The sequence below is a fragment of the Aeromonas sp. HMWF014 genome (genome assembly GCF_963878295.1).
GTDB lineage: Bacteria > Pseudomonadota > Gammaproteobacteria > Enterobacterales > Aeromonadaceae > Aeromonas > Aeromonas popoffii.
Genome location: NZ_CAWNYS010000451.1, coordinates 1 through 4,836, shown reverse-complemented (window position 1 = coordinate 4,836; position 4,836 = coordinate 1). Strand labels below are relative to the sequence as shown.

Sequence of the window (4,836 nt, the reverse complement as noted above, 5' to 3'; positions counted from 1 at the left end):
ACTTCAAGATTAGCCTTTCAACACGTAATTGGGACAGAGCCATAAAAAAGCCGCCGGACAGATAGACTGCCCGGCGGCACGTTCACCTGCCTGAGTCCCCTTAACCGCAGGTCTGCTCGAAGCGATCCACCGCCGCCGCCACCAGCGCCATGCTGCCCTGCCAGAACGCGGCTTCACGGATATCCTGACCCAGATGTTTTGCCACCAGATTTTCGGCGCTCATACGGCCGGTATCACGCAACAGGGCGCGATAGGCCTCGGCCACATTCGTTTCCCCCGCCGCCTTGCGGCTCATCAACTGCTGATAGACCCCGAGGCTGAACAGATAACCGAACAGATAGGGGTAGTTGTAAAAGCCGAACCCGGCGATAGAGAAGTGCGCCTTGGCCGCCCAGAACATCGGGTGATAGTGGGTCAGGCTCCCCTCATACCAGCGGCCCCACGCCTCGTCGGTCATCGCCTTGAGTCGCTCTGCCGGCACATAGCCCTGCGCCCGCTCCGCCACCAACGCCTGCTCGAAATCGAAGCGGGCCGGAATGTTGACCAGGAAGGTGGCAGCGCCATCGGCTTCCGCCCAGGCGATGGCCCGCTGCTCTTCCGGGCTTTGGGCCTGTTCAAACAGGGCGCTACGCACCAGGGTTTCGGCGAAGATGGAGGCGGTCTCCGCCAGCGTCATGGGGTAACGACGCTGGCTCATCGGCAGATCGCGAATGACCCAGTTGTGCCAGGCGTGACCCAGCTCGTGAGCGAGCGTGATGACGTTATCCATGGTGCCGGCATAGGTGACAAAGACCCGCGGCTCCACCGGATCGGCAAACTTGGTGCAGTAGGCGCCGGTGCGGCGATTTGGCGTGGGCGCCGCATCAATCCACCCCTTCTCGGCCATCATGCGGGCAAACTCCCCCATCTCGGGATCAAAGCGGGCAAAAGCCCCCTCGATGATTGCGATCGCCTCCTCGAACGGGATGGCGCGGCTGCTGGCGGCCGGGGGCGGTGCAAACAAGTCCTCCGGCCCCGGATCTGTGATGCCAAGCTGCCGGGCCATCAGCCCCAGCGCCCGCTGGCCCAGACCCCGCGCATGATACGTCTCGGCCATGAGCGTATCCAGGGTGGTGCGCTCGATATGGCTCTGATGGCAGGAGAGATCCAGCGCATCGAGCACACGCTGCTTGCCGCGCTGGCGCGCCAGCTCCAGCCGCCAGCCATTGAGGGCATTGAGGATGGCCGCCACCGTCTCCTGCTCCCCTTCCCAGCCGGCACTGATGGCGTCAAAGGCCTCGCGGCGCAGGGCCCGCACCGGGCTGGAGAGCAGGTTGCTCGCCTCAGCCAGCCCCATCTCGCGGCCGTCAATAACGAGGCGGATCTTGCCCACCAGATCGTTGTAGAGGTTGCCCCAGGCGTGCAGCCCATAGGTGCCGAGCCCAATCACCAGCTGCTCGGCCTCCACCGGCAGGCGCTGATCCTGCAGCCGGCGCTCATGGCGCAGCCGGTACGCCTCCTCCCCCAGCAAGGGATCCTGCATCCGCCGCTCAAACTCGGGCTCGGGCAGTGCCAGCATCAAGTCTTCCACCGGTGCCAGGGTCTTGAACAGATCGGCGTTGAGGGCGCGGGCGCGGGACGCCAGCTGTTTGGCCTGCGGATCCCGCGCATCCTGACTGCCGCGGCATGCGGCCAGAATCGCCACGTTCCAGCCAATGTTGTGAATGTCCCGAGTCCGCAGGCGCACCTCCCGTAAAAAATCGGGCAAGGCGTCGACGTTCTCCCGCATCTGATCAAGACCGTCGATAAAACCGGCCAGCTCGGCGAGGTTGGCACGGGCCAGGCTCATGTCAGCGTCCAGCTCGGGGCAATCGAGGGCGGGATAGATATGCTGGTTGTGCCACTGTTGTGGGTAAATTCGTTGCTGCATCAAACGCTCGTCATCAATCTCTGGGGGCAGAGGCTGCCCGGGGTGAAATGCGCGTGGCCAGGCCGCTGCAGGCCCGCCACGAAAGAAACAGGGGCCGCCGGGGCGACCCCGAACGGCCAGTCTGATCAGCCAATGCGATCAGAGGAGCCAGCCCGTCACACCAGTCGTTCGAGGCGCTCGACCGCCTCCTCCACATAGCGCAGGCTCTCCTGCCAGAAGGCGGGTTCGCGAATGTCGACCCCCAGGTGTTTCTCCACCAGATCCTCGGCGCTCATGCGGCCCGTGTCGATGAGCAGCGCGCGATAGGCGTGGGCAAACTCGCCCCCGGCCCGCTCCTTCTGGGCATAAAGCCCCAGGCTGAACAGATAGCCGAACAGGTAGGGGTAGTTGTAAAACCCGAGATCGGCGATGGAGAAGTGGCCCTTGCTGGCCCAGAACAGCTCGTCGTACTGGCTGAGGGTGTCACCATAGCACTGCTGCTGCGCGGATTTCATCATCTGCCGCAGCTGGCTTGCCCCCACATAGCCTTGCTCCCGCGCCGCCACCAGCGCTCGTTCGAAGGTGAAGCGAGCGGGGATATCGAGCAGCAGACTGGCGGCCCGCTCCCCGTCCAGCCAGGCGATGGCCCTGCGCTGCTCCATGTTGTCGGTGGCGGCCAACAGGGCATCACGCACCAGGGCCTCGGCAAACAGGGAGGCGGTCTCGGCCAGCGTCTTGGGGTAGTCGCGCTGCTCCAGCGGCAGGTCCCGCAACAGCCAGCTGTGCCAGGCGTGCCCAAGCTCGTGGGCCAGGGTGATGAGGTTGTCCATGGTGCCCTCGAAGGTGAGAAACACCCGAGGCTCGGGAGGATGGGCATATTCGGTACTGTAGGCACCGCTGCGCCGGTTTGCGCTGGGGGCCGCATCAATCCAGCCCTGCTTGGCCATCATGCGGGCAAAGGCCCCCATTTCGGGGTCAAACCCGGCGAAGGCATCGGCCACCAGGGTCAACGCCTGCTCGAAGCTGAGCGCGGCTGAGGGCGCGGCGGGCGCAGGGGCATAGAGATCCCAGGGGGCAAAATCGGTGATCTGCTGGGCGCTGGCCATGGCGCGCAAGGCTCGCCGTCCCAGCGCTTTGTGGGCGTCAGCCTCGGCCATCAGGGTATCCAGGGTGGTACGCTCGATATGGCTCTGATGACAGGAGACATCCAGCGCATCGAGCCTGTGCACCTTGCCACGCTGGGCGGCGAGTTCGTTACGCCAGCCGTTGATGGCGTTGAGGATGGCGGCCACCGTCTCCTGCTCTGCTTGCCAGGCGGCCTGGATGCCGTGCCAGGCGCTGGCACGGCGCGCCCGATCCGGGTGAGCCAGCAAGTTGTCCGCCTGGGCCAGTCCCATGGGTTCGCCCTCCACCACGGGCCTGAGTCGGCCCACCAGACTGTCGTAGAGCTCGCCCCAGCCTTGCAGCCCATCCACCGAGAGCCCCTCGATCAGCTGCTCGCTCTCCAAGGAGAGCCGTTGATCCTGCTGACGCCTGTCGTGACGAATGGCATAGGCAAGCTCGAACAGCTCGGGATCCTGCAACAGGGCCCGCACCTGCCCCTCGGGAGCGCTTGCCCAGAACAGGGTCACCGGTTTGCTGAGCTGGGCCAGGGTCGCCTGCAACTGCTGACCCTGGGAGAGCAGCATCTTGGCCGCCTCGTCGCGACCATCTCGGCTGAGCCGGTTATAGGCATAGGTCTGGCTGTTCCATTCCAGCCGACGCACATCAGTCCAGCAGGATCTGATGGCTCGCAGCAAGTGGCGCAAGGCATTGATGTCGGTGGTCTTGGGCAGTTCATCCAGCAAGCGTTGCAGGCTGTTCAGGGCCTCGCGGGCACGCTGGAAATCGGCGTCGATTGCCGGGCAATCGGGGGCGGCATAGATGTGATCATCCAGCCAAACGGGTGGGTTCATAACTGTCCTTGTTTGTTTGCATCCAGGTCGGGTGGCATCGCCTCTGCGGGCGAGTGCCACTGACGATAGTACGAAGGCGGTCGGCATTTGCCCAGCCCCCATCCAAGTCAGCAAACAGGAGACACAGTGGCCGGTACGAAGGCCTTATCATCGAGCAGGGCAGACGCCACACGTGAGGACCGACCAGAGGGGGGTCCTTATTTCAGGCAAAAGATGGCACAGTGTAACGAGAAGTCGCCCGTAAGGCCGCAACCACACCAGGGTCAATGGACCCTGCTTCACCCCGAGTCATCCCGGCTCAAGGAGTTCCCATGCAACCCTGGCAATCTCTACTCGATTTCTGGTTTGGCGATGACACCGACGACGCCACCCACGCCCAACGGCAAGCCCCCCTCTGGTGGGGAAAAAGCAGCGCAACCGATGCACTGATCACCCGCCGCTTTGGGGCACTGGCCGAGGCAGCCGCCACTGGCACTCTGGCCCACTGGGCCGAGGTGCCCGTCGGCCGGCTGGCGCTGATCCTGCTGCTGGATCAACTGCCACGCAACATCCATCGCGCCACCCCAGGCGCCTTTGCCCAAGATGCCGGGGCCCGGGATCTCTGCCTGAAAGGCTTGTCGCTGGGGGCAGACAAGGCGCTCTCGCCGCTGGCCCGGGTCTTCTTCTATCTGCCGCTGGAGCACGCCGAATCGCGAGAGCAGCAAGTCCGCAGCGTGACCCTGTTCGAAGCACTGGCAGCAGAGCAGGTCAACACACAGGCGCAAGCCACCTTCGAAGGATTTGCCGACTTTGCCCGCCGCCATCAGGTGATCATCGAGCGCTTTGGCCGCTTCCCTCACCGCAACGCCATCCTGGGTCGCACCAGCACTGCGGAGGAGGCTGAATTTTTGCAGCAACCGGGCTCCGGCTTCTAGGCTACCCGCAGAGATAAAAAACGGGCCCGATGGGCCTAATGCCAGTCAGTTAAGCCTGACTGGCATTGTTTTTATTTGT

At 64.1% G+C, this 4,836-nt stretch carries 3 protein-coding genes; 1 reads left to right on the top strand and 2 read right to left on the bottom strand.

Annotated features, from left to right (window positions below):
• Positions 1-100: 100 nt before the first annotated feature.
• Positions 101-1,909: a M3 family oligoendopeptidase gene (locus AAC083_RS17795; RefSeq protein WP_108537315.1), complete on the bottom strand. Its 1,809-nt coding sequence runs from the start codon at positions 1,907-1,909 to the stop codon at positions 101-103.
• A gap of 155 nt (positions 1,910-2,064) precedes the next feature.
• Entirely contained in the window at positions 2,065-3,843 is a 1,779-nt protein-coding gene (locus AAC083_RS17790) for a M3 family oligoendopeptidase (RefSeq protein WP_108537314.1), read from the bottom strand.
• A gap of 311 nt (positions 3,844-4,154) precedes the next feature.
• Here AAC083_RS17790 and AAC083_RS17785 point away from each other — a divergent pair, with 311 nt between their 5' ends.
• On the top strand, positions 4,155-4,757 hold the full coding sequence (locus tag AAC083_RS17785) for a DUF924 family protein (RefSeq protein WP_108537313.1): 603 nt from the start codon (positions 4,155-4,157) through the stop codon (positions 4,755-4,757).
• Positions 4,758-4,836: the final 79 nt, after the last annotated feature.

Excerpts from the sequence above, each read along its gene's own strand:
- AAC083_RS17795 (WP_108537315.1), bottom strand. The coding sequence starts at position 1,909 with ATGCAGCAACGAATTTACCCACAACAGTGGCACAACCAGCATATCTAT.
- AAC083_RS17790 (WP_108537314.1), bottom strand. The coding sequence starts at position 3,843 with ATGAACCCACCCGTTTGGCTGGATGATCACATCTATGCCGCCCCCGAT.
- AAC083_RS17785 (WP_108537313.1), top strand. The coding sequence starts at position 4,155 with ATGCAACCCTGGCAATCTCTACTCGATTTCTGGTTTGGCGATGACACC.